This is a genomic window from Clostridium aciditolerans (genome assembly GCF_016316925.1).
In the GTDB taxonomy this organism is placed as follows: Bacteria; Bacillota; Clostridia; order Clostridiales; family Clostridiaceae; genus Clostridium_AM; species Clostridium_AM aciditolerans.
Genome location: NZ_JAEEGB010000037.1, coordinates 40,699 through 66,911 on the forward strand (window position 1 = coordinate 40,699; position 26,213 = coordinate 66,911).

The following is a 26,213-nucleotide window of genomic DNA, read 5'->3' on the forward strand; positions in this document are numbered from 1 at the left end:
TCCCCTAGATAAGGGCCTCCCTAAAGGATAACGCCTTCTAAGTACTAAAGACACTAGGAAGCCTGTTAATAAGCTTCAGATGGAGCTTTAAAACTCCATCTGAAATTAAGAATCCTCTTTATAACACTCAAGCTCTTCTACTAAAATAATTTTACAAATAGATATTATAATATTATCTTCAATAACAACAAAGCCTTCTCCTACTGCAGTTATTTTTTTACAATTAATGTGTCTAAAGTCTGCATTTCCTTTTGTTTGTATAAAAACTCTTTTTCCTATTATAGTATAGAGATAGCTCTGTAATTCTCCTCCACCATAATGTTCTTTTTTATTAAAATAAACATTTTTAACAAAAGCAACATAGTCTTTTTCATCACATTGTATTGCCACTATTTCTTTTATACATAATACTATTGTGGCATTTGCTTCTGTTTTTAATTTTACAGTATCACTACTTATCTCTAATATAATAACGTTACATATTATACTTCTTATAGGGTCTGAAATGGCTATGTTGATCTTTCTATTAATCAATACTTTTAGTATTTTTTTAAATTGAAGTTCATCATTATATATATATCTTTCTTTTATAAACTTATCGTCAGCTTCCTTATCTGACATTTTTTCATTATTATTTAAATTAAAATCACTGCTTTTTTTATCTTCATTAAACTTGTTGTATTTATGATTGCCATCTTCAGTATCTTCTTTAATAACATTTCTGTCAGTATTATTTTTACGTAGCTGATGATTATCTTGAACCTTTTTTACATTACATCCCTTACAATTCTTACACTCATCATCAAACTTGTTACATTTATGATTACCATCTTCATTATGCTTTTCTTCAATAATATTTCTGTCAGTATTATTTTTATGCAGCTGATGATTATCTTGAACCTTTTTTGCATTGCCTTCCTTACGCTCACTTTTCACATTATGCTTATCATCATCAGTATTATTTTTACGTACCTGATGATTACCTTGAACATTTTTTGCATTACCTTCCTTATGCTCACTTTTCACATTATGCTTATCATCATTAAAAGCAAGTGATTTAAATTTTTTAAAAATTTCTTCTTTTATCTCGTCTCTAAAACCTTCTATTTCATCACCTCTTTCATCATCTCTAAAACCTTCTCTTTCCTCGTCTCTTAAACCTTCTCTTTTCCTGTGATGTCTTTTGCTGTGATTCTGATTATTATATTCATCCATATACTGAGGAAGTACATAAAAAAGAAGGTCTACTAATTTGTCTGTATTATTTCTTGACCTTGACAAAATTATACCTCCATAACTTGCTAATATATAGTATGAATACTATCCTAAGTTAGTTACGGTATATAATTTTACATTTTAGTAATTGTGTCATTAATTCTAAGCTTCATTGAACTTAAACTTTTTATATATTTCCCAGGTATTATTCCTCCATATATACAAAGATAAATTATCGAAGTATAAATCAAACTCACATTCGTATTGGTTTACATACTCCCAAATTTCATTAAATTTATCTTGTATTCGTCTGGAAAGTATGGTGCAATGGAATACTCTATCTTTTCCTTCATTCTTTTTAAATTCTATCCATGGAATTTGTGCAATTTCATCTATTAGCTCATCATGAACTTGTTTTGCTTCCTCTGATACTTCTACATTCATATAAACTACATCTTGTCTAAACTTGCCAAAGCCCTGTATTTTTATAGATGTTTTAATCTTGCTATTAGAAAACTTTTCTAAAACATTTACCATGTCATCTATCTGATCTGTTTCAAAAGGTGCTTTTATTGTAAAATGTGCAGGAAGCTTTTGACGCTTTTTATTGAATTTACGACATACCTCGCTCGTAATCTTTTCATGAAACTTTAAAGCATCACCTTCAATATTACATACTAACACATATCTCTCCATAAAATATCAACCCCTTATTATCTTTTCTTCATCTTACAATAATTCCGTTATTTATCCAATAACTATCCTCTATAAATATTTTTACCAAAATCCCTTTACTTATCCAATAACTGATTAACATTAACACTACTCATCTATAGGAATAGGGGTAAGTGCTCTAACTATTTACTCAGGTGAGAGCCTTATGTGCTTTTAAGCTTATGTTCTCGAAATAAAACAAAAGTAGCATGCGCCTAACTTCAGCACATACTACTTTTGTTTAAATTATTTTATTGTTACAATGTCTCTTTGACCTCTTTTTACTTGTTCTCCAACCTTAACTGATACTGTTTCTCCTTCAGCTAAGTTTGTAAATATAATTGGAGTAATAACTGATGGAACTTTTCCTCTTACTTGAGCTAAATCAACTTTAAGTAGTTGTTGTCCCGCTTGTACTTTATCACCTTGTTGCACTAAAGCTTCAATTCCTTCTCCTTGAAGGTTTACAGTATCTATACCAAAATGAACTAGTATTTCACGACCATTGTCTGCAGTTATTCCTATAGCATGCTTTGTTGGGAAAAGAGTAGTTATTGTACCGTTAACTGGTGATACAACTTCTCCATTTGCTGGTTCTATTGCAAAACCATCACCCATCATTTTTTGTGAAAAAACTTCATCTGGAACTTCAGTTATAGACAATATTTTTCCGTCTATTGGTGCAACAAAAGTATTATCCGCTGATTTTGTCACAGCAACTTCCTTTTCAACAGTTGTGTTTTCTGCAATAACAGGAGTTTTTCCAGCCATAATATCTTTAATTTGTGATTTTAATTGATCTGATTTTCCTCCAAATATGGCTTGGATATTATTTCCTACCTCCATAACACCTGCTGCACCTAATTTCTTAAGTTCAGCCTTATCTACATTTTTAATATCATTTACACTTACTCTTAAACGAGTTATACATGCATCTAAGTTTGTTATATTCTCTTTTCCACCTAATGCTTTTAGTATTGCTGCTGGAAGTTCCGCATTTCCAACATTAGCTGTTGATGTTTCTTCCACATCATCTTCACGTCCTGGAGTCTTAAGATCCCATTTTCTAATTGCAAATCTAAATCCGAAGTAGTAAATTACTGCAAATACTAAACCTACTGGTATTACTAACCACCAAGCTGTTCTATTTGGTATAACTCCAAATAGGATATAGTCTATTAAACCACCTGAGAATGTCATACCTATCTTAACATTTAATAGTTGCATTGTCATAAATGATAAACCTGCAAATATACAGTGAATTCCAAATAGTACTGGTGCAACGAATAAGAATGCAAATTCTATTGGTTCTGTTATACCAGTTAAGAATGAAGTTAAAGCTGCTGATGCAAGTATTCCTGCTGCTAATGCCTTCTTTCCTGGTTTTGCTTCATGATACATAGCTAGTGCTGCTGCTGGTAATCCAAACATCATGAATGGGAATTTACCAGTTGTAAATGTACCAGCTGTGAAGTGTGTAGCACCATTGCTAAGAACACCAAATTGAGTGAAATCTTTTAACTGAGCCATAAATATTGTTTGGTCTCCGTTTACAACCATACCAGTTGCTTTGCTTACATATTCCCCAAATTGATACCAGAATGGATTATAGAATATGTGGTGTAATCCAAATGGTATTAATGATCTTTCAATAACACCGAACACGAATGCTGCTAATGTTGGGTTTGCATCGATCATATTATGTGAGAATGCATTTAATCCGTATTGAATTGGCGGCCATACAAATACAAGCATAATTCCTATAGCGATAGCTGCTACTGCTGTTACAATTGGAACGAATCTCTTTCCTGCAAAGAATCCTAAATATGAAGGCAATTCTATATTATAATATTTCTTATAAAGCTGTGCTGCTACAACACCCATTATGATACCGCCAAACACACCTGTTTGTAATGAAGGAATACCTAAAACTGATGTGTAAGCTGGATTATGAGTAGCTAATACTTCTGGGGTAACTCCTGCTACTATTCCTAAAGTTTTATTCATTATTAAGAAACCAACGATTGCTGCAAGTCCTGCAACTCCTTCGCCTTCAGCTAAGCCTACTGCAACCCCTACTGCGAATAATAATGCAAGATTACCAAATACAATATCTCCTGATTGCTCCATAACTTTAGCGAAAGTTTGGAAAGCATGATTATTTAAAAATGATGCATGGCTTAAGAAAGCCGGATTTTGAAACATGTTACCAAAAGCAAGTAATATACCTGCAGCCGGTAATATTGCAACTGGAAGCATTAATGCTTTTCCGATTTGCTGTAGTTTACCAAAAATACTACTCTTCTTAGACATATGATTATCTCCCTTCAATATTTTTAATTTAATTCATTACTTATAATTATTATTGTGCTCTAAAACACAAAAGGCATGAGCAAGGTAATAAGAAATCCTTAAACATCTATTTGACTAATACAAATAGATACAATACTATTTCTTATAACTACCTTTGCTCATGCCTGATCGAATCAGTAACACGCAAAACTTTTATTAAGTTTTATTTATTAGGCGTAAACTTTTACATTGCTTTACTGCCTTAATACAAATTCATTATATCAAGATATTTTTCTTTTTTCAATATATATTTTAAAGTTTTTTTATATTATTTTTGTGGTTGTAGACAATCTCCATATGATACCAAGAACTTTGTTTATATAAAAACTTAACTTATACACAATTGTATAAGTTAAGTCTCCTTTTAAAATACCTATACGTTAATTTCCGCTTCTTCCCCAAGTAATTCTTTGTTTTCTTCAAGTATAGGTCTTATTTGCTTTTCAATAAAGTCTTCTACCTGCCCTGGCGCTCTACCTATAAATTTCTTTGAATCAATTAATGATAGTATCTCTTCTTTTGTCATATTAAAGAAATCATCATTTATGATTCTTTCAATTAAATCATTTTCTTTTCCTTCTATTTTAACCATTTTAGCTGCTTCCATGGAATGCTGTCTTATTCTCTCATGGAGTTCCTGTCTATCTCCACCTCTTTTAACAGCTTCCATTATGATATTTTCAGTAGCCATAAATGGTAACTCACTCTTTACATGTGCTTCTATAACCTTTGGATAAACTACCATATTACTAGATACATTCATATATAGGTTAAGTACTCCGTCTAAAGCTAAAAATGCTTCTGAAACTGCAATTCTCTTATTAGCAGAATCATCCAAAGTTCTTTCAAACCATTGTGTCGATGCAGTTATTGCTGGGTTTAATGAATTTACAATTATATATCTTGCAAGAGCTCCTATTCTTTCAGATCTCATTGGATTCCTTTTATAAGCCATAGCGGATGATCCAATTTGATTCTTTTCAAAAGGCTCTTCCATCTCTTTCATATTTTGAAGTATTCTCATGTCATTACTGAACTTGTAAGCACTTTGAGCAATTTCTGATAAAGTATTTAGTATAATTGAGTCAAGCTTTCTTGTATAAGTCTGTCCTGTTACCATGAACTCTTCTTTAAAGCCCATTCTCTCTGTTACCATCTTATCTAGTTTTTTTACTTTATCTTCATCACCATTAAATAGTTCCATAAAGCTTGCTTGTGTACCAGTTGTTCCTTTTACTCCTCTAAATCTCATATGATCTATTACAAACTGTAAATTTTCAAGATCTAAAAAAAGTTCTTGGATCCAAAGCGTTGCTCTCTTTCCTACAGTAGTTAATTGAGCTGGCTGAAGATGAGTAAAACCTAATGTAGGTACATCTTTATATTGAATTGCAAATTTAGACAAAGAATTAATTACATTTATAATTTTCTTTTTTATAAGTAACAGAGCTTCTCTCATTGCTATTAAATCAGTATTATCACCTACATAACAACTGGTTGCCCCTAAGTGTATTATCCCTTTTGCCTTTGGGCACTGTACACCATATGCATAAACATGGCTCATAACATCGTGACGTACTTCTTTTTCTCTCTTTTCAGCTACTTCATAATTTATATTATCTATATTATTTCTAAGCTCTTGTATTTGTTCATCTGTAATATTAAGTCCTAATTCTTTTTCACATTCTGCTAATGCCACCCATAGTTTTCTCCAAGTTTTAAACTTCATCTCATCTGAAAATAAATAGCTCATTTCCTTTGAAGAATATCTTGTATTTAACGGTGTATTATACGTATTTCTCATAATTAAAGTACCTCCAGACGTATGTAATTGATTTTTTTTATTTTTTCATTCACATTATAGCATATATCAAGCTTATTTCATATATCTTTCGTTCGTATTTTTTCTTTTTTATCGCATATTTTATCTTTTCTTATTTATTAATTTTTATTAATAATTTTTATCTTAAGAATAATATTAATTAAATTGTGTACAAACTGTTCTATTTCATCGCCGAATTAATATAATTTATTAGAATAAAATTATATGGGTTTGGAGGTACTTATGTATAAGTTTAACTTATTAGATAAAATTTCTTTAATTCTAGTAATTATCGGTGCACTAAATTGGGGACTTATAGGGTTATTTAATTTTAATTTAATAGGCGCACTGCTCGGAGAACCGGTAAATTTAATTGGAAGGATAATTTACATACTTGTTGGAGCAGCTGGTGTGGACATGCTACTGCTTTTATTAAAAATGAAAAAATCCTTTAAATGATAAATAAAAGGCTCACTAATATGAGCCTTTTATTTATATAAAAATTATTTTATTCTTCTAATGATTCTATTAACTTAGATACTTCTTCAGCTGCTAAAGCTTCATCATCTCCTGATGCAGTAACCTTCACCGTTGAATTTTTAGTTACACCTAATGATAATACTCCAATTAAGCTTTTTACGTTAGCCTTTTTTCCATCAAATTCAATACTTATATCTGATTTGAAAGAAGAAGCCTTTTTCACTAATAGAGTTGCTGGTCTTGCATGTAAGCCAGTAGAACTTTTTACTGTAACTTCTTTAGATACCATCAAATTCACCTCAATCCTCTATAATATAATAATATATGACAAACTTTCCTTTTAATTATAACATTTTTTTAATAGGTTTCAACGGCTATTTTCCAATGTAAAAGATTACACAAAATAAATTTTATTAAAGATTTTTAGTCTATTAAAAAACAAATTTTCTATTAATAAATAGTATTATTTTAGTTCACTAATAAACTTCTCCACTCTATCTAGCCCTTTTTGAATATTATCCATTGAAGTTGCATAAGAGAATCTTACATAGTTATCTACACCAAAACCTATACCTGGTATAACTGCTACTTTTGCTTTATCAAGTAATTGTTCAGAAAAACTCATAGAATCTATAATTTCAACACCGTCAATTTTTTTACCAAAAATCTTTGATATATTCATCATTACATAAAATGCACCTTCAGGATTAATGCAGGACACACCTTCTATTGAATTTATCTTATTTACCATATAGTCTCTTCTTGCTTTGAACTCTGAAACCATTGTTATCATTTGTGCATCATCACCTTTTAAAGCTTCTACAGATGCATACTGAGCAATTGAGTTAGGATTTGAAGTAGTATGACTTTGTATATTTGACATAAGTTTAGCTATTTCTTCACTAGATGCGGAATATCCTATTCTCCAACCTGTCATAGAATATGCTTTAGATACTCCATTAATAACAATTGTTCTGTTATATGCGTCTTCACTTAGACTAGCTATACTTATATGTTTAGTGTTCCCATATAACAATTTTTCATAAATTTCATCTGATAAAATTAATATATTCTTTTCTTTAGCAAGATCTGCTATAGCCACAAGTTCTTCTTTAGTATACACTGTACCTGTTGGGTTATTTGGACTATTTAATAATATCATTTTTGTTTTTTCTGTTATAGCACTTCTTAAGGCTTCTATATCATATTTAAAACCGCTTTCTTCACTTGTTTCTACAAATACAGGTACTCCATCTGCTAGCTTTATAAGTTCTGGATAGCTTACCCAGTAAGGTACTGGAACAATAACCTCATCTCCAGGATTTAATGTAGATAAGAAAGCATTAGATAAACTTTGTTTAGCACCTGATGAAACAATAATTTGAGTAGTTTTATAATTCAAATTGTTATCTTTATTAAACTTATCTACTATTGCCTCTTTTAGCTCCATTATACCTGATGCAGGTGTATATTTAGTAAATCCTTGTCTAATGGCATTGATTGCTGCATTTTGAATATTTTCTGGCGTATTAAAGTCTGGTTCACCTGCTCCAAATCCAATAACATCGATTCCATCTGCCTTCATTTTTTTAGCTTTAGCCGTTATTGCCAAAGTTATAGATGGTTGTATTTGCTGCGCTTTTTTTGATAATATCATTTTGTTTCCTCCATATCACGAAAGTTTTTATATTTTGCTTTTAAAAATTTATAAGTTAAAGTTTCATTAATACCTATAGTTCCTAGCGTATAGTCGCCATTTACAATAGTGCCATGACAATCACTTCCGCCAGTAATAATTAATGAATATTTTTTAGCTAAATTATAACAATTATTTACTGTTCTAGAAGAGTGCGCTGGATGAAACACTTCTATACCTTTTAATCCGTATGACTTTAAATCTTTTATTATATTTTCTATTTCTATATTCCTATATATCTCTCCAGGATGAGCTAAAACTGGTACTCCTTTTGCGTTCAATATAAGCTTCATTGCTTCTTTATAATCTATTTTGCACCGCTCCACAAATGCAGGTCTGTTTTTGATTAAATATCTTTGAAATGCTTCTTTAGTACTTTCAGCAAATCCCTTACTAACTAGAATTTTAGCTATATGAAGTCTTCCAATAGACCTATCATAATCTTCCTTGTCTATATCTTCTATATTTATGTCTATATTCAATTCATTTAATTTGCTTATTATCTTTTGAGCCCTTTCTTGTCTGCTTTGTTTAACATCACTAAGTCTATCTTTAAGTGCCTTGTCATCTAAATTAATAAAATAAGCTAAAATATGGACTTCTATGCCCTTATATTGAGAGCTAAGTTCTAACCCTGGAATGATTTTTATATTTGCGGAGTTTCTATTCTTAACTATATATTGAGAATCAATACTGTCGTGGTCTGTTATGGAAATACACTTTATATTTCTAAATTGTGACAAATCAACTATCTTTTCTGGGGAAAGCTTCCCATCTGAATAGTTTGAGTGAATGTGTAAATCTGAGTACAGCATTATATCACCCGTTTTCTCAAAATATAAAAAATTCATTTACTACAATATATCACCATTTGGCTTAATTATCAATTATAGATATTTTTTTAACTTTTTGCTACTAATATAACTCCTATTATAATGAAAATTACTCCTGCTATTCTTATCAGTGAAATATTTTCTTTAAAAATAAAGTAAGAGAAAAACATAATTAATATATATCCTATACTGACCATAGGATATGCATAACTCAATTCAACCTTGCTCAAAACTTTTATCCAGATCAGAAAACTAAGTCCATAAGATACAGTTCCCAGCATCACAGGTACATTTTTTAATATACTTAATATACTTGAAAAAATGTACCTTGCAGCAAAATTCAATTCAAGATTTACAGCTCCATACTTTACCAAAACCTGTCCAATTGCACCTAAAAAAACCGATGTTAGAATTAACCAAATCATAAAAATAACTCCTTTAACTTATATAGTGCTAATTTAATAAACTGATAGAAACAATATATCATTATAAATATTTCGGGAAAAGCATATCTTCCTTGGCCTTCTGTAATAAAATATACTGAAGTAAACATAAAAAATATCACTATAATATATAATGTAAATTTATCTAGTAATTGAGTTTTCCTCAAAACAATTGCTCTTAAGATTACTATACTGTAGATTAAAATATATAGTATAGCTGGTGTAAATATTATGTTTCTTATATTATTTGTTACAGAAAAAATTATCGTCTTAGTATTATCACTTAAATTGCTTCCATAAGTGCTGTACAAGATATCATCACTTACAAAATAAGTATTATACAATCTTTTAAAACCAAGAGTTAAAAATTCTTTCGGATGATTTTTAATCCATTTTTTTGCTGCATCTCCAAGCATTTTATTTTTTTCAGTCATATTTGCTTTTTCGTATTCCGGTGTTTTTACAATCGAATTTTCAACATCACTAGCAGCCATCCATCTACCTACATTATTTTGAGAATTATTATTTATGTATAAAACGATACCTCCATTGTTTGATACATATGTAAATTGTCCTACAAGCTTCGTATTTCTATATATCCATGGTGAGATTACTATTATAGAGACTATTAAAACTATAAAAGAATTCTTAAATGCTAATGTAACCCTTTTTTCTTTCAATATCTCTACAATAAATATTGCAAAGAAAATTGCTATAAAAAATGGCTTTATCATCGTATTAAGTCCTGTAAGTATACCTATTAATATATACTTAAATTTAATTTCTCCAAAATAAATGTTAGTTATAATTAATAGTATTAAAGTAAAAAGTATTTCCGTGGCAAGAATACTATTATACATAATATTATTTGGCATAAATACAAACATAGTAAATATAATTCTTCTATCCAATTCATTTATATCTAATTTTCTAAGTATTAGTAAAAAGCAAAAATTAGATGCAAACGTAATAATTAAATTGAATACTTTAGCAATAATTAAACTTGAACCAAATAATTTAAAAATTCCGCCAAGAATTATAGGATATCCTACAGATGTATAGGTATCTCCCCAAGGTAACCCATTTGCTATATTAACAGCAAGATTATAATAATATTGAAAATCTGAAAATGGTTTTGCATCTACAAATACTACCCATAATGTAGAAACTAACAACCCAATAATTAATACAACTTTGTAATATGTACCTATTTTTGAGTTTTTACTTTTCATATTGTCTAATGTCCTTTCTATAATTTCAAATATATTATGGTTAAAACTGATATTACCCATAATATTATATTTATTAAAAATGGTATATCTTTTCCAAATACATCTTCCGGCTTTCCACCAACATTTTTCTTATCTACAAGATATTCATATCTAAAAATTCCATACAATACAAATGGAATAGTAAATATCATAGTCTTACTTTGAACAGAGCTAAAGGTATATAGGCAGTATGCCATTAATATAGATGGTGTTACTATAATAAGCATCTTGTCTAACATTTCAACAGAATATTCCTCTAATATTTTTCTATGTGAGCCACTTCTATCCTTTAGAGTTATAATTTCACTTCTTCTCTTATTAAGAGCTAAAAATAGTGCCAATAATATAGTACATAAAAATAACCATGGGGAAACTTGAACACCTGTTGCTAAACTTCCGCTTTCAACTCTTAATACAAATCCAAAGGTTATTATCATTACATCTATTATTACTACATTTTTTAGTTTAAAGGAATAAAATACATTTATCACCATATATATTGCTAATATACTTAATATTTTAATACTGAGCATTTTATATGAAAAATATGTTACAAATAAAACAATTATTATATCTAAAATTACAGCAGTTTTTAAAGAAACACGTCCACTAGGAAGGGGCCTTCTTTTTTTATCAGGATGACATCTATCTTTTTCAATATCTACAATATCATTTAGCACATAGATTGAAGATGATGTAAGGCAAAATAAAATAAATGTTATAATATTTAAATACAATATATTTTCATTAAAAAATTTTCCTGAAAAAATTATTGCAGCAAATACAAAAAAATTCTTAATCCATTGTTTAGGCCTCATTAATTGAAATATAGCTTTTACGTCCATAGGTTTCCTCCTCAGTAATTAAAATTGAAAATTGTATATCATATTTGCCTACTTATCTACTAGTTAATACCTTTTTACATTTTATCATAGGTTATAATATAGTCAACATCATCTAATTTAACATATTTTCATCATAAATTAAAGGACTTGATTCAAATTCAAGTCCTTTTTAACAAATTTATTATATTTTAATTATTTTTTATCTTGGTTGCACTATTAACTTAATTGCAGTCCTCTCTTCGCCATCTATTTCAATATCAGTAAATGCTGGAATGCAAACTAGATCTATTCCACTTGGCGCAACAAACCCTCTTGCAATAGCAACTGCTTTAATTGCTTGATTTAATGCACCAGCACCTATAGCCTGAATCTCCGCTGCTCCTCTTTCCCTTAAAACTCCTGCTAATGCTCCTGCCACTGAATTTGGACTTGATTTTGCTGAAACTTTTAATACTTCCATGGTAAACCTCCTATATACTATAATTAACTTTATTTGTTATTGTCGCTACAATATACTATTCTACAAAAAATTAAAAATTCCTTCTAAATTTTGTAAAGATTTCATATTTTACAAAACTCAAAAGGAATATTATTGTCTTTTTTAACTATTTTGCATATTCGATTGCTCGGGTTTCTCTTATAACATTTACTTTAATTTGACCAGGATACTCTAATTCGCTTTCAATTCTTTTAGCAATATTCCTTGCCATTTCAACAGCCCCTGCATCGTCAACATCTTCTGGTTTGATCATAATTCTAAGCTCTCTACCTGCTTGAATGGCATATGACTTCTCTACGCCTTCACATGTGTTTGCTATCTCTTCCAACTTCTCTAGACGCTTAATATAAGCTTCTAGTGTTTCTCTTCTAGCACCAGGTCTTGCAGCTGAAATTGCATCTGCGGCCTGAACGAGTACAGCTTCTAAAGATTGAAACTCTACATCGCCATGATGGGCACCAATAGCATTAACTATTACAGAAGACTCACGATATTTCTTCGCAACTTCTGCTCCAATAATGGCATGTGGACCTTCAACTTCATGATCTACTGCTTTACCAATATCATGAAGCAATCCTGCTCTCTTGGCTAAAGTCGGATCAATACCAAGTTCTGAAGCCATGAGACCAGCTAAATATGAAACTTCTATAGAATGCTTTAATACATTCTGACCATAACTGGTTCTATATTTTAATCTTCCTAGTAACTTTATTAGTTCTGAATGAAGACCATGTACCCCAGTTTCAAAAGTTGCTTGTTCTCCTTCTTCTTTGATATCATTTTCAACTTCTTTTTTAGCTTTTTCAACCATTTCTTCAATTCTTGCAGGATGAATTCTTCCATCAATTATCAGCTTTTCTAAAGCTATTCTTGCTACTTCTCTTCTTATTGGGTCAAATCCTGAAAGAATTACTGCTTCAGGTGTATCATCTATTATCAAATCTACGCCTGTTAGGGTTTCTAATGTTCTTATGTTTCTTCCTTCCCTACCAATTATTCTTCCCTTCATTTCATCATTAGGAAGAGCAACAACATGTACTGTAGTTTCAGCTACATGATCTGCTGCACATCTTTGTATTGCACAAGTTATAATCTCTCGTGCTTTTTTGTCAGCTTCTTCTTTAGCTTTTGATTCTACCTCTTTAATCATAATTGCTGCTTCATGCTTAATTTCTTTGTTAATTTCTTCTAATAATATTTCCTTAGCTTCTTCGGATGTTAATCCTGATAATCTTTGAAGTTCTTCCCTTTGTTTTTCATATAATTCTTCTATACTTGCTTGCAATTCATCAATTTCCTGCTGTTTTTTGTTTAGGCTATCTTCTCTTTTTTCAAGTGAATCACTCTTCTTATCAAGTAGTTCTTCTCTTTGAATTAATCTTCTTTCAAGCCTTTGTATTTCGTTTCTTCTTTCTCTTAATTCCCTCTCAGAGTCAGATCTCAATCTATGAACTTCTTCTTTAGCTTCAAGAATGGCTTCTTTCTTTTTGGATTCAGCCGCCCTCTCTGCCTCCTCTTTCAATCTATGAGACTCTTCAAGAGCCTGTGATTTTATAGCATCAGCTTTACTTTTTGTCATATAAAATCCAATAAATAAACCGACTGCTACGATTATACCGAAAATAATAATGTATATAATTCCACTCACATGAACACCTCCTTCGCTTATTTGTGTATCTATTATTTAGTCAAATATGCAAGCATAGAAAAGGTGTCATATTTATTCAAATGGTAATTACTAAGCAAATGATAAACCAGAATTTGTCTTAATTTTATATTATATTTTTCATATTGTCAAGTTTATAGTGTTACATAAATTATATTATAATTATCTATTGAATAATTATGTTATAATACTGTCTTTATACTATTGTATTTTAACCAATACCTGATTATCTAATCACCAATAGAAGTATAAATATATAATAAAATCGCAAGTATTGTATACTTGCGATTTTTAGAAAATTACTCGTTTTCAACAGTTTCCTTTGGTTGTTCACTATCTACTTTATTATCATTTAAAGCTTTAGCCAAAGGTAATTCGTATTTTTCTCTAATTTTATTCTCAATTTCAAGTAGGATCTCAGGGTTTTCCTTCAAGAATTGCTTTGCATTTTCTCTTCCTTGTCCTAACCTAGTTTCTTTATAAGAGAACCAAGCACCACTTTTTTGTACTAGTTCCTCCCTTACCCCTACATCTAGAACATTACCTGGTCTTGATATACCTTGATTATACATAATATCAAACTCAGCTTGTTTGAAAGGCGGTGCAACCTTATTCTTTGTTACCTTAACCTTTGTTCTATTACCTACAATATCATCGCCCTGTTTAATTGAATCTATTCTTCTTACGTCCATTCTCACTGATGCATAGAACTTTAATGCTCTACCACCTGGAGTTGTTTCAGGATTTCCGAACATAACACCAACCTTTTCTCTTAACTGGTTGATAAATATAGTTACACATTTTGACTTATTTATAGAACCTGTGAGTTTTCTTAAAGCTTGAGACATCAGTCTAGCTTGTAGTCCTACATGAGAGTCACCCATTTCTCCTTCTATTTCTGCCTTAGGAACTAAAGCAGCTACAGAGTCTACAACAATTACATCTATTGCCCCAGACCTTACTAAAGCTTCAGCTATTTCTAGAGCCTGTTCTCCAGTATCTGGTTGTGATACAATTAAATTCTCTATATCTACGCCTAAATTTTTAGCATATGCAGGATCAAGGGCATGTTCTGCATCTATAAATGCTGCTGTACCACCTGACTTTTGTGCTTCAGCCACTATATGAAGCGCTACAGTGGTTTTACCTGAAGACTCAGGTCCAAATATCTCAACAACTCTTCCTCTAGGTACTCCACCAATGCCTAAAGCTATATCGAGGTCAAGGCATCCTGTAGAAACAGCATCAACATTTAGTATACTGTGCTCTCCAAGCTTCATTATAGATCCTTTTCCAAATTGTTTTTCTATCTGCCCCATAGCTGCTTCTAAAGCTTTTAATTTATCAGTATTAATATTCCCCATAGGGTTCACTTCCTTTCAAATCGAACATTTGTTCTATTAATATTATATACTATCTTATGTATATGGTCAACTGAATGAGCAAATTTCATAATAGTTTTTCAATGGATCTCATCTCCATAGAAAAATAAAAGTTCCTGAAAGTCAGGAACTTTCTATTTTTAATTATAGACACATCTCAAATATTTAACCAAATAATGTCAATAAATTAGTTGATCATCTAAAGATTTTCTTTTATACAACATTATCTTTATCGGTCAGCCCTCATTACCTCTTTATTTTTAATAAAATAATCTAACCCTGATATTATTGTAATTGCAATCGCAATCGCCATTGCAATATTAGTTGTTAAATTTAAAAACTTATGAGGATAAGCTATATACTTTTTAATTATTCCAAGTGATACATGATTGTAATTTAGGTTTATCAATGCCAAAATAAGAGCAATTATTTGCGTCACTGTTTTAGCTTTACCCCAATTGCTTGCTGCAATAACTATGCCTTCTGCGGCCGCAATTGACCTTAATCCAGTTACCGCAAACTCTCTTGCTATAATTATCATAGCAGCCCAAGCAGGTACAATATGATACTCTACAAGGGAAATCAATGCTGCTGTAACTAAAAGTTTATCCGCTAATGGATCCATAAATTTACCAAACCTAGTTATTTGATTTCTACTTCTCGCTATATATCCATCTAATTTATCTGTAATAGATGCAATTACAAATATACCTATAGCAATGGCCTTTCCATAAGGAATATCTTTAATCGTAATAAACATTAAAAAAAATGGAACTAAAAGTATTCTAAGTAACGTAAGTTTATTTGCTAAATTCATTACATACAACTCCCATTAAATCATACTCGGAGCTATTGGTAATTTTAACCTTAACCATAGTTCCTACTTGTAATTTTTTATCACTTTCAAAATAAATTAGACCATCTATTTCAGGAGCCATTTCACGACTTCTGCCATACCATGCTTCTTTCTCTTTTCCTTCAATGATGACCTCATAAGCTCTATTTATCTTACTATCATTAATGTCTTTCGATATTGTTTGTTGAAGCATCATTAATTCTTCTTCACGTTTTTGTTTTATACCTTCATCAACTTGCTCTTTCATTTCTGCAGCCGGTGTTCCTTCTTCTTGAGAATACTTAAATACACCTAACTTATCAAATTTTATTTCTTTTATAAAATCTTTTAACTCATTAAAATTTTCTTCCCTTTCTCCTGGGAATCCTACAATTATAGATGTTCTTATTACTATTCCATCTACTTTTGTTCTTAACTTATTTATGTTATTTATTATTTCTTGCTTTCTTCCTCTTCTTCCCATAAGCTTTAATATGTCATCGCTTATATGTTGAACAGGAATATCCAAATACTTACATACCTTATCATTATTAGCTATTTCATCTATTAATTCATCTGTAATCTCTTCAGGATAACAATATAATATTCTTATCCACTGGATTCCTTCAACTTTAGATATTTCATTTATAAGTTTTGGAAGCATCTTTTGTCCATATATATCTATTCCATATCTTGTAGTATCTTGAGCAACTAATATAATCTCTTTTACTCCTTGAGCTGCAAGATTTTTAGCTTCTTCCAATATGTTTTCTATATTTCTGCTTCTATACTTTCCTCTAATTTTAGGAATTATGCAATAAGTACAAAAGTTATCACACCCCTCAGCAATTCTTAAGTATGCTGTAAAGGATGCAGTAGTGAGTATTCTTTTCCCCTCATTTATGCTAGAGTCACTATAATTGCAGCTATAAAATTTAGAATTTTTATCTTCCATACATTTTATTATGCTTTCATTTAGCTTGTCATAATCATTTACTCCAAGCATTATATCTATTTCTGGTAAAAGCTCCATAAGCTCCTTACCGTATCTTTGAGTTAAGCACCCTGTAACTACAATTAACTTGCAACTAAATCTTTCCTTATACTTTGACATTTCAAGAATGGTATCGATAGATTCTTGTTTTGCAGATTCAATAAATCCACAGGTATTTATAACTATTACATCTGCTTCCTTAGGATTATTTACAATAGTATTATCCATATTTATATGACTTAGAATAATTTCAGAATCAATCCTATTTTTATCACAGCCTAAACTTATTAGTCCAACTTTTAATTTATCCACTATTTTTCCTCCTATTAGATAAATAATTAAATCCAAAACTTCATACTTTATTTTAAATCTACTTTTTACATTTTACAAGAAAAAATTATAATAACAAAAGACTGAGTTATCTTATCCTATAATTACCACACATAATATTAATAAACTTAGACAACTCTTTGTTAATCAAATTTACCCTATCTTTCATAGTTTTCTCTCTTTACAAGAACCTGTCTTGGCTTACTTCCATCTCGTCCTGATATTATCCCTCTTTCTTCCATCTGATCAATTATTCTAGCAGCTCTATTATAACCTATTCTAAGCCTTCTTTGCAGAAGTGATGTAGATGCTTGTCCTATATCTACTACTATTCTGGTAGCTTCTTCTAATAATTCATCAGCATCTGAACTTTCTCCATTGGCATTCGTGTCAATGTGATCTATTATATCATCTTCATATTGTGGTGCACCTTGTTTATCTTTAATAAAGTTAACTACCTTTTCAACTTCACTTTCAGATATAAATGCTCCTTGAATTCTTATTGGCTTTGCCTCACCTACTGGATAGAATAGCATGTCTCCTTTTCCAAGAAGCTTCTCAGCACCCGCTGTATCCAATATAGTTCTTGAGTCAATTTGAGAAGACACCGCAAAAGATATCCTTGAAGGTATATTAGCCTTAATTACCCCGGTAATAACGTCTACAGAAGGTCTTTGTGTGGCAATAACCAAATGCATTCCTGCAGCTCTGGCCATCTGAGCTAAACGACCTATGTAGTCTTCAATATCGTTTGGGCATACCATCATTAAATCTGCTAATTCATCAATTATTATTACAACAAAAGGAAGTTCATTTTCTGTTATTCCTTTTTCATATAGTTCATTATAGCTTTCAATATTTCTTACACCGTTGTCTGCAAAAAGTTTATATCTTCTTGTCATCTCCTGAACAGCCCAGTTTAACGCTCCCGCTGCTTTTTTAGGATCTGTAACTACTGGTATTAACAGGTGAGGTATTCCATTATACACACTAAGCTCAACTACTTTCGGATCTATCATCAACAGCTTGACATTATCCGGAGAATATTTATAGAGTAAACTTACTATTAATGTGTTTATACATACACTTTTTCCTGAACCAGTAGCTCCTGCAATAAGCATATGCGGCATTTTCGTTAAGTCACAAACTACACAGTTTCCACCTATATCTTTTCCTAATGAACAGGCCAAATTTTTGCTTGAATTAATAAACTCTGGAGATTCTATAACTTCTCTTAGATAAACCGCTGTTAACTCTCTATTTGGTACTTCTATTCCAATGGCAGATTTTCCTGGAATAGGAGCCTCAATTCTTACCCCTGATGCTGCTAATCCCAAAGCTATGTCGTCAGATAGATTTACAATTTTGCTTACCTTAACTCCTGGACTAGGTTGAAGTTCAAATCTCGTTACAGAAGGTCCTTTACTTACCTGAATAACTTTAGCTTCTACACCAAAACTGCTTAGGGTTTCTTCTAGTTTGTTAGCATTATTTATTAATTCTTTTTTATCTTCTTTATTAAGTTTTGACTGGACATTTGTTTTTAACAGTTCAACAGATGGAAAATTATATTCTTGGTTACAGCTTATATGAGTACCTGTCATTTGCTTGTCCAATTCCTCATTTATTGAGTCATCTATTGCCTTATCGGAAGCACATTCAATCTCAATATTACGCTTTACATTTTTATTTTCTTTAATATCTGCATCAGGTTTTTCCTCAACATTTTTGTCTGCTGATTTCATAAAGTCCAAAATCTTTATTCTATTATTAATATTTTTTATGAAACTTTCTTTCTCTACGCTGCTACTATGTTGGGCCTTTTCTGGTTCTCTGTCTTTTTCATTAATGATTGTGTCTTCTTCCACATAATTGCTTTCTTTTAATACAGACTTTATTTTATGCAATATATCATAAATTGTTACTCTACTCATTAATATAAAACATATTATGTATATTGAAGCAAAGATCACATAACAACCTACACTGCCAAACAATTTAAAAAGAGGTACATCTATTAAAAAGCTTATAATCCCTCCATGCAATGGACTATCAGTTTCATATAGTATTCTTATTCCTTTTACTATATCATTACTTGCATAATACTCTGACATTATTATCATTTGTATAAGCAGAAGAGTGTTAATAATAAACAGTAAAATTCCGTAAAACTTTTTGCTGAAATTTATTTTATTCTTTTTACATACAAAACAAAATCCTGTAAATATTATTAAGACTGGAAAAACAAAGGCACCTAATCCCATTACAGCTATTAATATTTTTTTAGTAAAGTTTCCAATAATTCCAGATGATTCTGATGAGAAAACACTTATTATCATCAATATTCCTAATGTAATTAGAAGAATTCCTTTTATGTCTCTATCAAATTCATATTTTTCTGTTTTTCTAGCCATATCATATCACCTCAAGACAATTGTAATAACACTTATCTATGTAGTTATTCTACATAATTAATATATTTCCTTTTATGCATCTGAAATAAAATAACAAGTCAAAATGCTACAGATATTTTGCATTAGACAAGTAGACAGGTTCCGCTGACAGTTGTCTGTCAACAGATTCTACTGCCACAGTATGATGCAAAATATACTAGCATATTGACTAGTTATTTTTTGAAGATGCCTTAATTACTTATAAATATAAATCACCATAGGAAATATCCTATGGCTGACTTTCAGTATCCTTTTTTTTCTCTTGTATAAGCACATCTAGTTTTTTAATAGCATCACTTATACCTCCAACTTCATCGATCAATCCTTCGTCTACTGCATGCTTTCCAATTAAAATAGTTCCCATATCATTTAATAATTCATCTGTTTGAGCCATAAGTTTACGTAATCTATCTCTATCTATCTTTGAGGTTCTCACTATAAACTCAATAATTCTCTCCTGCATTTTATTAAAATATTCAAAGGTTTGAGGTGCACCTATAACAAGACCATTCATCCTTATTGGGTGAACTATCATAGTAGCCGAAGGTGAAATAAAGGAGTAATCTGCAGCAGTAGCAAGAGGTACTCCAATAGAATGTCCTCCGCCAATCACTAGAGATACTGTAGGTTTGCTCAAACTTCTTATCATTTCTGATATTGCCAATCCTGCTTCTACGTCACCTCCCACAGTATTTAGCACTGCAAGTACTCCTTCAACATTTGGATCATTCTCAATGGCAATTAGTAGTGGTATAACATGTTCATACCTAGTGGTTTTAGTTTGTGGTGGTAACGCCACATGCCCTTCAATTTGACCGATTATAGGTAGTATTTGAATTCTATCTTTAGCTTTAGGAATATTTTGCATACCTAATTCTTTTATATTCTGCAGTTCCTTATTGCCTTTATTTTCTTCCTGATCTTTAATTCCTTTGTTATCTTTTTCTTCTTGCATATCAATCCCTCCTTGCATAAATATATTTTGTGCATTATAAGGGACTGATATTCATTTTAATTTTATTCGCTGCCTAACTTAAATTCATTATGGAGCGCATTTATTGCTTTTTCCGAGTTTTTACTTTCTACAAGACACCAAATTGTAGTATGAGAGTCAGCAGTCTGAAGAACTTCTATATTTGCCTTAGTTAATACTCTTAATATTTTAGCCATTACACCTGGAAGACCTCTCATTCTACTTCCGATTATTGCAATCTTACTGCATTCTTCTACATATGAATAAATTAGGCCAAGTTGTTCCATAATAATCTTAAAGCTATCTAGATTTTTCCCATCTATAGTAAATATTTTTTGTTTAGGAAACACATTTATTAAATCTATACTTATTAGATTTTGAGCTAATTCATCTAAAAGTATATCATAATTTTCATTCTCTTTATTTTCATCTAACTCTACTGTTACTTGTACTCTTTTGTCCATAGAAGTTATTCCAGTAATAATGTTTTCAGTATTTCTAATTGCATTACTATTTATTACAGTACCTTTACAATCACTGAGAGTATTTTTTATAACAAGTGTTACATTTGACTTCATGGCTATTTCTACAGCTCTAGGATGAATCACCTTCGCACCTTGATCTGCAAATTGAAATACTTCATTATAACTTATTTTTTCAATTAGTGATGCATCTGAAACTATTCTAGGATCTGCAGTCATGATTCCATCTACATCAGTATAAATATGAACTTCTTCTGCCTTTAGGGCAGCGCCAAGCAAGGAAGCAGTTACATCACTACCTCCTCTTCCAAGAGTGGTTATAAATCCTTTCTCACTTATACCTTGAAAACCAGCCACAACAGGTATTTTTCCTTCTTTTATTATATTTAACAACTTTTCTGAGTCTACTTTTAAAATAGATGCATTATTATAATTATCATCTGTAATAATACCCGCTTGTCCTCCAGTTAATGGAACGGCTGACAAACTATTTTTAGATAATACGTCACTCATCACTACAGTGCTTATAATTTCACCACAACTCATAAGTAAATCCATTCCTAAAGTATTAACTCTTTTGTATTCATCACTTATTAAAGAAAGAAGGGTATCTGTTGCATAGGGCTGTCCTTTTCTACCCATAGCAGATACTACTACCACTGGAGAAAAACCTTCTTCTTTTGCCTTTAATATCTTTTGAACTACTAACTCTCTTCTGTCGTCAGTAGATACAGAGGTTCCTCCAAACTTTTGTACTAATATTTTCATTTTTACCCTCCATCGCTTTTTCTAATAATAGTATATTAGCGAGATCTCTAATATGTTAACGAGATCTCTTTAACATTTTTTCTTCTGCATCAATAATTATTGTTTTCGAACCTATTTTTTTTACATATTCCCATGGTACTTCTACAAATTCACTTTTAGAAAACAAACCAAACTTAGATTTATTGTCATTTAAAACTAATAATTTAAGATTGCCATCCTCATCAATTATTATATCATTATTGCCCAAACAGTTAAATCTATCTCCATCATTTACATTTATAATCTCATATCTTTCCATTTCACTATAAAACTTTACACTTTCACTCATATATATACCTCCTTAATATTTTAATAGAGGGCAGTGAAGGATGAAAACTCACCTTCGCTGTCAACTGTCTCCTAAAAAATAATACAACCTATTATTTTTATATTATGAATTATACTAAGGAGTTATTACATTTATTTAAACATACAGGAACAAATATAGAAACCAAAAGTATTTTATATAGAATTTATTTTTGAATTTTTAAAAGGTACTACATCTTTACTAATAACATTCTTTAAAACCTCTAGATCTATCTCTTCCCCTACAAAGGCTGCATTTGTTATACCCTTCATAAAAGTCTTTTGCATAACTTCATTTAATTTTTCTTTATTGATATTGTCTATTTTTTCTATTATATCTGTAGGTTTATTTATTCTGTTCAAAAATAGTACTGATTTTCCATTATTGAACATTCTACTACTAGTACTTTCTAATCCTAGAATATAACTGCCTTTTAACTGTTCTTTTGCTTTAAGAAGCTTTTCATCACTTATACCATTCTTAATGAATTTATCCATTTCATCCTTTATCATGTGCAATGCATCTGCCGCGTACTGCGGATTTAAACTAGTATATATGCTTACAACACCGGTATTTCTAAAAGATGAGATATATGAATAAATAGAATAACATAACCCCTTTTCTTCTCTTATTTTTTGGAATAATATAGAAGATGCTCCTCCTCCAAATACATTGCTCAAAAGAAGTAATGAATATAATTCATCTTTACCAGATTCAATACCTGGTATCCCTAAGCTTAGATGAAGCTGTTCTATAGTTTTTTTTCTATATAAGTGACTTGTTAAAATATTTGGTTCCGAATAATTAGTTACTTCTTTGTTACTGCTGTTCCAGTTTCCAAAATATTTGTCTACAAGTTTTTCTACAGCTTTTGCATCAAATTTTCCAGAAATAGATATAACTGAATTTTCAGGTATATAATAAGAAGAAATATAATTAACTATTTGTTCTCTATCAAAAGATTTTACTGTTTCTACTGTACCTAGTATAGGAAGTGATAAAGGATCATTCCCCCAAATTGCCGAACTATGAAGATCCATTAACACATCTTCTGGAGAATCTTCACTCATTTTTATCTCTTCAATTACTACACCTTTTTCTTTTTCAATATCTTCCGGTAAAAATTTACTGTTAAAGAGCATATCTGATATTACATCTAAAGCAAGTTCTAGATGTGAATCTAATGCCTTAATATAAAAACAAGTAGCTTCTTTTCCTGTAAAAGCATTGATTTGACCTCCAACATCCTCTATACACTCTGCAATTTGCAATGCTGTTCTATTTTTTGTCCCTTTGAAAAACATATGTTCAATAAAATGAGATATTCCATTATTATTTTTATCTTCATTTCTTGACCCATTTTCTACCCATAAACCTACACTTACTGAATTAACATAATCAATATTTTCTAAGACTATTCTCAATCCGTTATCTAATTTAAATAAATTATACATCAGTGCCACCTCAAAAATTAATATTTGACTTCTGGAAATATAAGCAAATTCACCAATATTATACCACATGGCAGATAATTTTATGATAAAATAGTAGATAAAAATAAAAAGGCACAATAATGCCCTTCTATTTTTATTCTTCTTCTGAAACTTTCTCTTCTGAAGCTTTCTCTTCTGAATTTTTTTCTTCTGAGTCTTTTATAGCGTCTTTTCTTGAAAGATTAATTCTACCCTGATTGTCAATTTCAGTTACCTTAACTAGTATCTCATCTCCTAGAGAAACTATATCTTCCACTTTATTTACCCTTGCAAAATCAAGTTTTGATATATGAACTAAGCCTTCTTTTCCTGGAAGTATTTCAACAAATGCTCCAAAGTTAGCTATCTTAGTTACTTTACCAAGATATATTTCTCCAGCTTTAACTTCTCTAGTCAAATCATCTATTATTTTGAGAGCTCTCTTAGCACATACGCTATCATCGGACATTACAAATATTTTTCCATCTTCTTTTATATCGATTTTAACGCCAGTTTCAGCAATTATCTTATTTATAACTTTACCGCCAGCTCCTATTACATCTCTTATCTTATCTGGATCAATAGTCATAGTATATGTTTTTGGAGCATACTTAGATAATTCTTCTCTTGGCTCTGAAATACACTCGTTCATCTTTCCTAATATGTGTAATCTAGCAACTCTTGCCTTATCTAAAGATTCTCTTATACATTTATTTGATAGACCATGAATTTTTGTATCAAATTGAATAGCAGTAATTCCAACTTCTGTTCCAGCCACTTTGAAATCCATATCTCCAAAGAAGTCTTCTATACCTTGTATATCAGTTATAACTTCTTCTTTAGATAAGTCTTCACTAGTTATAAGTCCCATAGCTATTCCTGCTGCAGGTCTTTTTATTGGAACACCAGCATCAAGAAGCGCTAATGTACTTCCACATACGCTTGCTTGAGATGTTGATCCATTTGAACTTAACACTTCTGATACAAGTCTTATTGTGTATGGGAATTCATCTTCATTTGGAATAAGTGGTTCTAAAGCCTTTTCAGCTAATGCACCATGACCTATTTCTCTTCTTCCAGGTCCTCTTAGAGGTCTAACTTCTCCAACACTATATGATGGGAAGTTATAGTGATGCATATATCTTTTAAATTCTTCTGAGCCAAGTCCATCAAGAATTTGAACATCTCCTAGTGCACCTAATGTTGCTACAGTCATTACTTGAGTCATTCCTCTTGTAAATAGTCCTGTACCATGAGTTCTTGGAAGCAATGCAACATCACAGCTTATAGGTCTTACTTCATTAAAATCTCTTCCATCAGGTCTTCTATGCTCATTTAACAACATATTTCTTACTATTTCTTTTTGCATTCCATAAATTGTATCTGCTATGTCTGAACCATTATCAGGATATTTTTCGCTAAATTGCTCATTAATTTTTACTTTTACAGCATCTATAGCTGCATTTCTTTCGTCTTTATCCATTATGTACATAGCTTCTTTTACCATATCAAAAGCAAAAGCTCTAACATCTTGTTCTATTGCTTCATCAACTTTATATAATTCAGGAATAACCTTTGTTTTTCCCATTTTAGCCATTACTTCTTCTTGGAATGCAACTATTTTTTTACATTCTTCAAATCCAAACATAATAGCATTATACATATCATCTTCTGGTATTTCCTGGCCTCCAGCTTCAACCATCATTACTCTTTCTTTAGTAGCACATACAGTTAGATTTAGAGTGCTTTTTTCTCTTTGAGATAAAGTAGGATTTATAATAAATTCACCATCTACTAAACCTACTGATACCGTTGCTACAGGAGTAGTGAATGGAATACTTGAAATACATAGGGCTATTGATGCACCGTTGACAGCTAATATCTCTGGCAAATTATCTTGTTCTACAGAAACAACAGTACATACTACCTGAACGTCATTTCTATATCCCTTAGGAAACAACGGTCTTAAAGGTCTATCTATAGCTCTACCGTGTAATATTGCTTTTTCAGAAGGTTTACCTTCTCTCTTTATAAAACCTCCTGGAATTTTACCTACAGCATATAGTCTCTCTTCATATTCTATACTTAAAGGGAAAAAGTCTATTCCTTCCCTTGGTTTATCTGAAGCATTGGCATTAATTAATACTACTGTATCTCCATAACTTACAAGTACAGCAGCATTTGACAGCATACCTACTTTACCGTATTCAACTTTTAACGTTCTTCCAGCAATAGTAGTTTCCATTATTTGACTCATAAATTAACCTCCCTTCACAGGTTTCAATATTATTATTATCATTATTTATCAACATTATTATACAACTTTAGTTACTAATTTTTAA

The 26,213-nt window shown here is 30.7% G+C and carries 22 protein-coding genes; 1 reads left to right on the plus strand and 21 read right to left on the minus strand.

What is annotated here, in order from left to right:
- Positions 1-105 precede the first annotated feature (105 nt).
- The 4 genes from I6U51_RS20035 to purB form a co-directional block, all read right to left on the minus strand.
- Positions 106-1,281, minus strand: a complete 1,176-nt coding sequence (locus I6U51_RS20035) for a hypothetical protein (RefSeq protein WP_211144340.1) — start codon at positions 1,279-1,281, stop codon at positions 106-108.
- A 96-nt stretch (positions 1,282-1,377) separates the two neighbouring features.
- On the minus strand, positions 1,378-1,911 hold the full coding sequence (locus I6U51_RS20040; protein WP_211144341.1) for a 2'-5' RNA ligase family protein: 534 nt from the start codon (positions 1,909-1,911) through the stop codon (positions 1,378-1,380).
- Between the two features lie 264 nt (positions 1,912-2,175).
- Positions 2,176-4,242, minus strand: coding sequence for a glucose-specific PTS transporter subunit IIBC (gene ptsG / locus I6U51_RS20045; protein ID WP_211144342.1), 2,067 nt, complete (start codon positions 4,240-4,242; stop codon positions 2,176-2,178).
- A 412-nt stretch (positions 4,243-4,654) separates the two neighbouring features.
- On the minus strand, positions 4,655-6,085 hold the full coding sequence (gene purB / locus I6U51_RS20050) for an adenylosuccinate lyase (protein ID WP_211144343.1): 1,431 nt from the start codon (positions 6,083-6,085) through the stop codon (positions 4,655-4,657).
- 261 nt (positions 6,086-6,346) lie between these two features.
- On the opposite strand from purB, the gene I6U51_RS20055 reads away from it, so the two are divergent.
- Positions 6,347-6,562, plus strand: a complete 216-nt coding sequence (locus I6U51_RS20055) for a DUF378 domain-containing protein (protein ID WP_211144344.1) — start codon at positions 6,347-6,349, stop codon at positions 6,560-6,562.
- Positions 6,563-6,611: 49 nt separating this feature from the next.
- On the opposite strand, the gene I6U51_RS20060 is transcribed toward I6U51_RS20055, so the two are convergent.
- The 17 genes from I6U51_RS20060 to I6U51_RS20140 all read right to left on the minus strand — a co-directional run bounded on the left by I6U51_RS20060 (position 6,612) and on the right by I6U51_RS20140 (position 26,128).
- Positions 6,612-6,872: an HPr family phosphocarrier protein gene (locus tag I6U51_RS20060; RefSeq protein ID WP_178910834.1), complete on the minus strand. Its 261-nt coding sequence runs from the start codon at positions 6,870-6,872 to the stop codon at positions 6,612-6,614.
- 174 nt (positions 6,873-7,046) lie between these two features.
- Positions 7,047-8,240: a pyridoxal phosphate-dependent aminotransferase gene (locus tag I6U51_RS20065; RefSeq protein WP_211144345.1), complete on the minus strand. Its 1,194-nt coding sequence runs from the start codon at positions 8,238-8,240 to the stop codon at positions 7,047-7,049.
- Positions 8,237-9,130, minus strand: coding sequence for a PHP domain-containing protein (locus I6U51_RS20070; protein WP_246517539.1), 894 nt, complete (start codon positions 9,128-9,130; stop codon positions 8,237-8,239). Before I6U51_RS20070 ends, I6U51_RS20065 begins: the two co-directional genes overlap by 4 nt.
- 50 nt (positions 9,131-9,180) lie before the next feature.
- On the minus strand, positions 9,181-9,537 hold the full coding sequence (locus tag I6U51_RS20075; protein ID WP_211144346.1) for an EamA family transporter: 357 nt from the start codon (positions 9,535-9,537) through the stop codon (positions 9,181-9,183).
- Entirely contained in the window at positions 9,534-10,787 is a 1,254-nt protein-coding gene (locus I6U51_RS20080) for a hypothetical protein (RefSeq protein WP_211144347.1), read from the minus strand. Before I6U51_RS20080 ends, I6U51_RS20075 begins: the two co-directional genes overlap by 4 nt.
- A 17-nt stretch (positions 10,788-10,804) precedes the next feature.
- A complete protein-coding gene (locus tag I6U51_RS20085) occupies positions 10,805-11,671 on the minus strand; it encodes a decaprenyl-phosphate phosphoribosyltransferase (protein WP_211144348.1) in 867 nt (288 codons plus the stop codon).
- A 199-nt stretch (positions 11,672-11,870) separates the two neighbouring features.
- The gene (locus I6U51_RS20090) at positions 11,871-12,131 is read right to left on the minus strand and encodes a stage V sporulation protein S (protein WP_066620210.1); all 261 of its coding nucleotides are present in this window, start codon (positions 12,129-12,131) and stop codon (positions 11,871-11,873) included.
- A gap of 145 nt (positions 12,132-12,276) precedes the next feature.
- Positions 12,277-13,818, minus strand: coding sequence for a ribonuclease Y (rny, locus tag I6U51_RS20095; RefSeq protein ID WP_211144349.1), 1,542 nt, complete (start codon positions 13,816-13,818; stop codon positions 12,277-12,279).
- A gap of 317 nt (positions 13,819-14,135) precedes the next feature.
- Positions 14,136-15,200 (minus strand): recombinase RecA, encoded by a 1,065-nt coding sequence (gene recA / locus I6U51_RS20100; RefSeq protein ID WP_211144350.1) that lies wholly within the window; start codon positions 15,198-15,200, stop codon positions 14,136-14,138.
- A gap of 247 nt (positions 15,201-15,447) precedes the next feature.
- The gene (gene pgsA, locus I6U51_RS20105) at positions 15,448-16,035 is read right to left on the minus strand and encodes a CDP-diacylglycerol--glycerol-3-phosphate 3-phosphatidyltransferase (protein WP_211144351.1); all 588 of its coding nucleotides are present in this window, start codon (positions 16,033-16,035) and stop codon (positions 15,448-15,450) included.
- Positions 16,019-17,359: a 30S ribosomal protein S12 methylthiotransferase RimO gene (gene rimO, locus I6U51_RS20110; RefSeq protein WP_211144352.1), complete on the minus strand. Its 1,341-nt coding sequence runs from the start codon at positions 17,357-17,359 to the stop codon at positions 16,019-16,021. The genes pgsA and rimO overlap by 17 nt, the downstream gene beginning before the upstream one ends.
- A 176-nt stretch (positions 17,360-17,535) precedes the next feature.
- Positions 17,536-19,791 carry an FtsK/SpoIIIE family DNA translocase gene (locus tag I6U51_RS20115; protein ID WP_211144353.1) on the minus strand — a complete coding sequence of 752 codons (2,256 nt, stop codon included), beginning with the start codon at positions 19,789-19,791 and terminating at the stop codon, positions 17,536-17,538.
- A gap of 268 nt (positions 19,792-20,059) precedes the next feature.
- Complete coding sequence (locus I6U51_RS20120) at positions 20,060-20,785, minus strand: ClpP family protease (RefSeq protein ID WP_211144354.1); 726 nt, start codon at positions 20,783-20,785, stop codon at positions 20,060-20,062.
- A gap of 62 nt (positions 20,786-20,847) precedes the next feature.
- Positions 20,848-22,053, minus strand: coding sequence for an aspartate kinase (dapG, locus tag I6U51_RS20125; RefSeq protein ID WP_211144355.1), 1,206 nt, complete (start codon positions 22,051-22,053; stop codon positions 20,848-20,850).
- A 55-nt stretch (positions 22,054-22,108) separates the two neighbouring features.
- Positions 22,109-22,381, minus strand: a complete 273-nt coding sequence (locus I6U51_RS20130; protein WP_211144356.1) for a YlmC/YmxH family sporulation protein — start codon at positions 22,379-22,381, stop codon at positions 22,109-22,111.
- Between the two features lie 173 nt (positions 22,382-22,554).
- The gene (locus I6U51_RS20135) at positions 22,555-23,853 is read right to left on the minus strand and encodes a M16 family metallopeptidase (RefSeq protein WP_211144357.1); all 1,299 of its coding nucleotides are present in this window, start codon (positions 23,851-23,853) and stop codon (positions 22,555-22,557) included.
- 133 nt (positions 23,854-23,986) lie between these two features.
- On the minus strand, positions 23,987-26,128 hold the full coding sequence (locus I6U51_RS20140; protein WP_211144358.1) for a polyribonucleotide nucleotidyltransferase: 2,142 nt from the start codon (positions 26,126-26,128) through the stop codon (positions 23,987-23,989).
- Between the last annotated feature and the right edge of the window lie 85 nt (positions 26,129-26,213).

What these genes read in the sequence shown, in the direction of transcription:
- I6U51_RS20040 (WP_211144341.1), bottom strand. Translation starts at nt 1,911, where the DNA reads ATGGAGAGATATGTGTTAGTATGTAATATTGAAGGTGATGCTTTAAAG.
- pgsA (WP_211144351.1), bottom strand. Translation starts at nt 16,035, where the DNA reads ATGAATTTAGCAAATAAACTTACGTTACTTAGAATACTTTTAGTTCCA.
- I6U51_RS20070 (WP_246517539.1), bottom strand. Translation starts at nt 9,130, where the DNA reads ATGAATTTTTTATATTTTGAGAAAACGGGTGATATAATGCTGTACTCA.
- I6U51_RS20140 (WP_211144358.1), bottom strand. Translation starts at nt 26,128, where the DNA reads ATGAGTCAAATAATGGAAACTACTATTGCTGGAAGAACGTTAAAAGTT.
- I6U51_RS20085 (WP_211144348.1), bottom strand. Translation starts at nt 11,671, where the DNA reads ATGGACGTAAAAGCTATATTTCAATTAATGAGGCCTAAACAATGGATT.
- I6U51_RS20135 (WP_211144357.1), bottom strand. Translation starts at nt 23,853, where the DNA reads ATGTATAATTTATTTAAATTAGATAACGGATTGAGAATAGTCTTAGAA.
- I6U51_RS20090 (WP_066620210.1), bottom strand. Translation starts at nt 12,131, where the DNA reads ATGGAAGTATTAAAAGTTTCAGCAAAATCAAGTCCAAATTCAGTGGCA.
- ptsG (WP_211144342.1), bottom strand. Translation starts at nt 4,242, where the DNA reads ATGTCTAAGAAGAGTAGTATTTTTGGTAAACTACAGCAAATCGGAAAA.
- I6U51_RS20065 (WP_211144345.1), bottom strand. Translation starts at nt 8,240, where the DNA reads ATGATATTATCAAAAAAAGCGCAGCAAATACAACCATCTATAACTTTG.
- I6U51_RS20130 (WP_211144356.1), bottom strand. Translation starts at nt 22,381, where the DNA reads ATGAGTGAAAGTGTAAAGTTTTATAGTGAAATGGAAAGATATGAGATT.
- I6U51_RS20080 (WP_211144347.1), bottom strand. Translation starts at nt 10,787, where the DNA reads ATGAAAAGTAAAAACTCAAAAATAGGTACATATTACAAAGTTGTATTA.
- I6U51_RS20115 (WP_211144353.1), bottom strand. Translation starts at nt 19,791, where the DNA reads ATGGCTAGAAAAACAGAAAAATATGAATTTGATAGAGACATAAAAGGA.
- purB (WP_211144343.1), bottom strand. Translation starts at nt 6,085, where the DNA reads ATGAGAAATACGTATAATACACCGTTAAATACAAGATATTCTTCAAAG.
- I6U51_RS20055 (WP_211144344.1), top strand. Translation starts at nt 6,347, where the DNA reads ATGTATAAGTTTAACTTATTAGATAAAATTTCTTTAATTCTAGTAATT.
- I6U51_RS20075 (WP_211144346.1), bottom strand. Translation starts at nt 9,537, where the DNA reads ATGATTTGGTTAATTCTAACATCGGTTTTTTTAGGTGCAATTGGACAG.
- dapG (WP_211144355.1), bottom strand. Translation starts at nt 22,053, where the DNA reads ATGAAAATATTAGTACAAAAGTTTGGAGGAACCTCTGTATCTACTGAC.
- recA (WP_211144350.1), bottom strand. Translation starts at nt 15,200, where the DNA reads ATGGGGAATATTAATACTGATAAATTAAAAGCTTTAGAAGCAGCTATG.
- I6U51_RS20120 (WP_211144354.1), bottom strand. Translation starts at nt 20,785, where the DNA reads ATGCAAGAAGAAAAAGATAACAAAGGAATTAAAGATCAGGAAGAAAAT.
- I6U51_RS20060 (WP_178910834.1), bottom strand. Translation starts at nt 6,872, where the DNA reads ATGGTATCTAAAGAAGTTACAGTAAAAAGTTCTACTGGCTTACATGCA.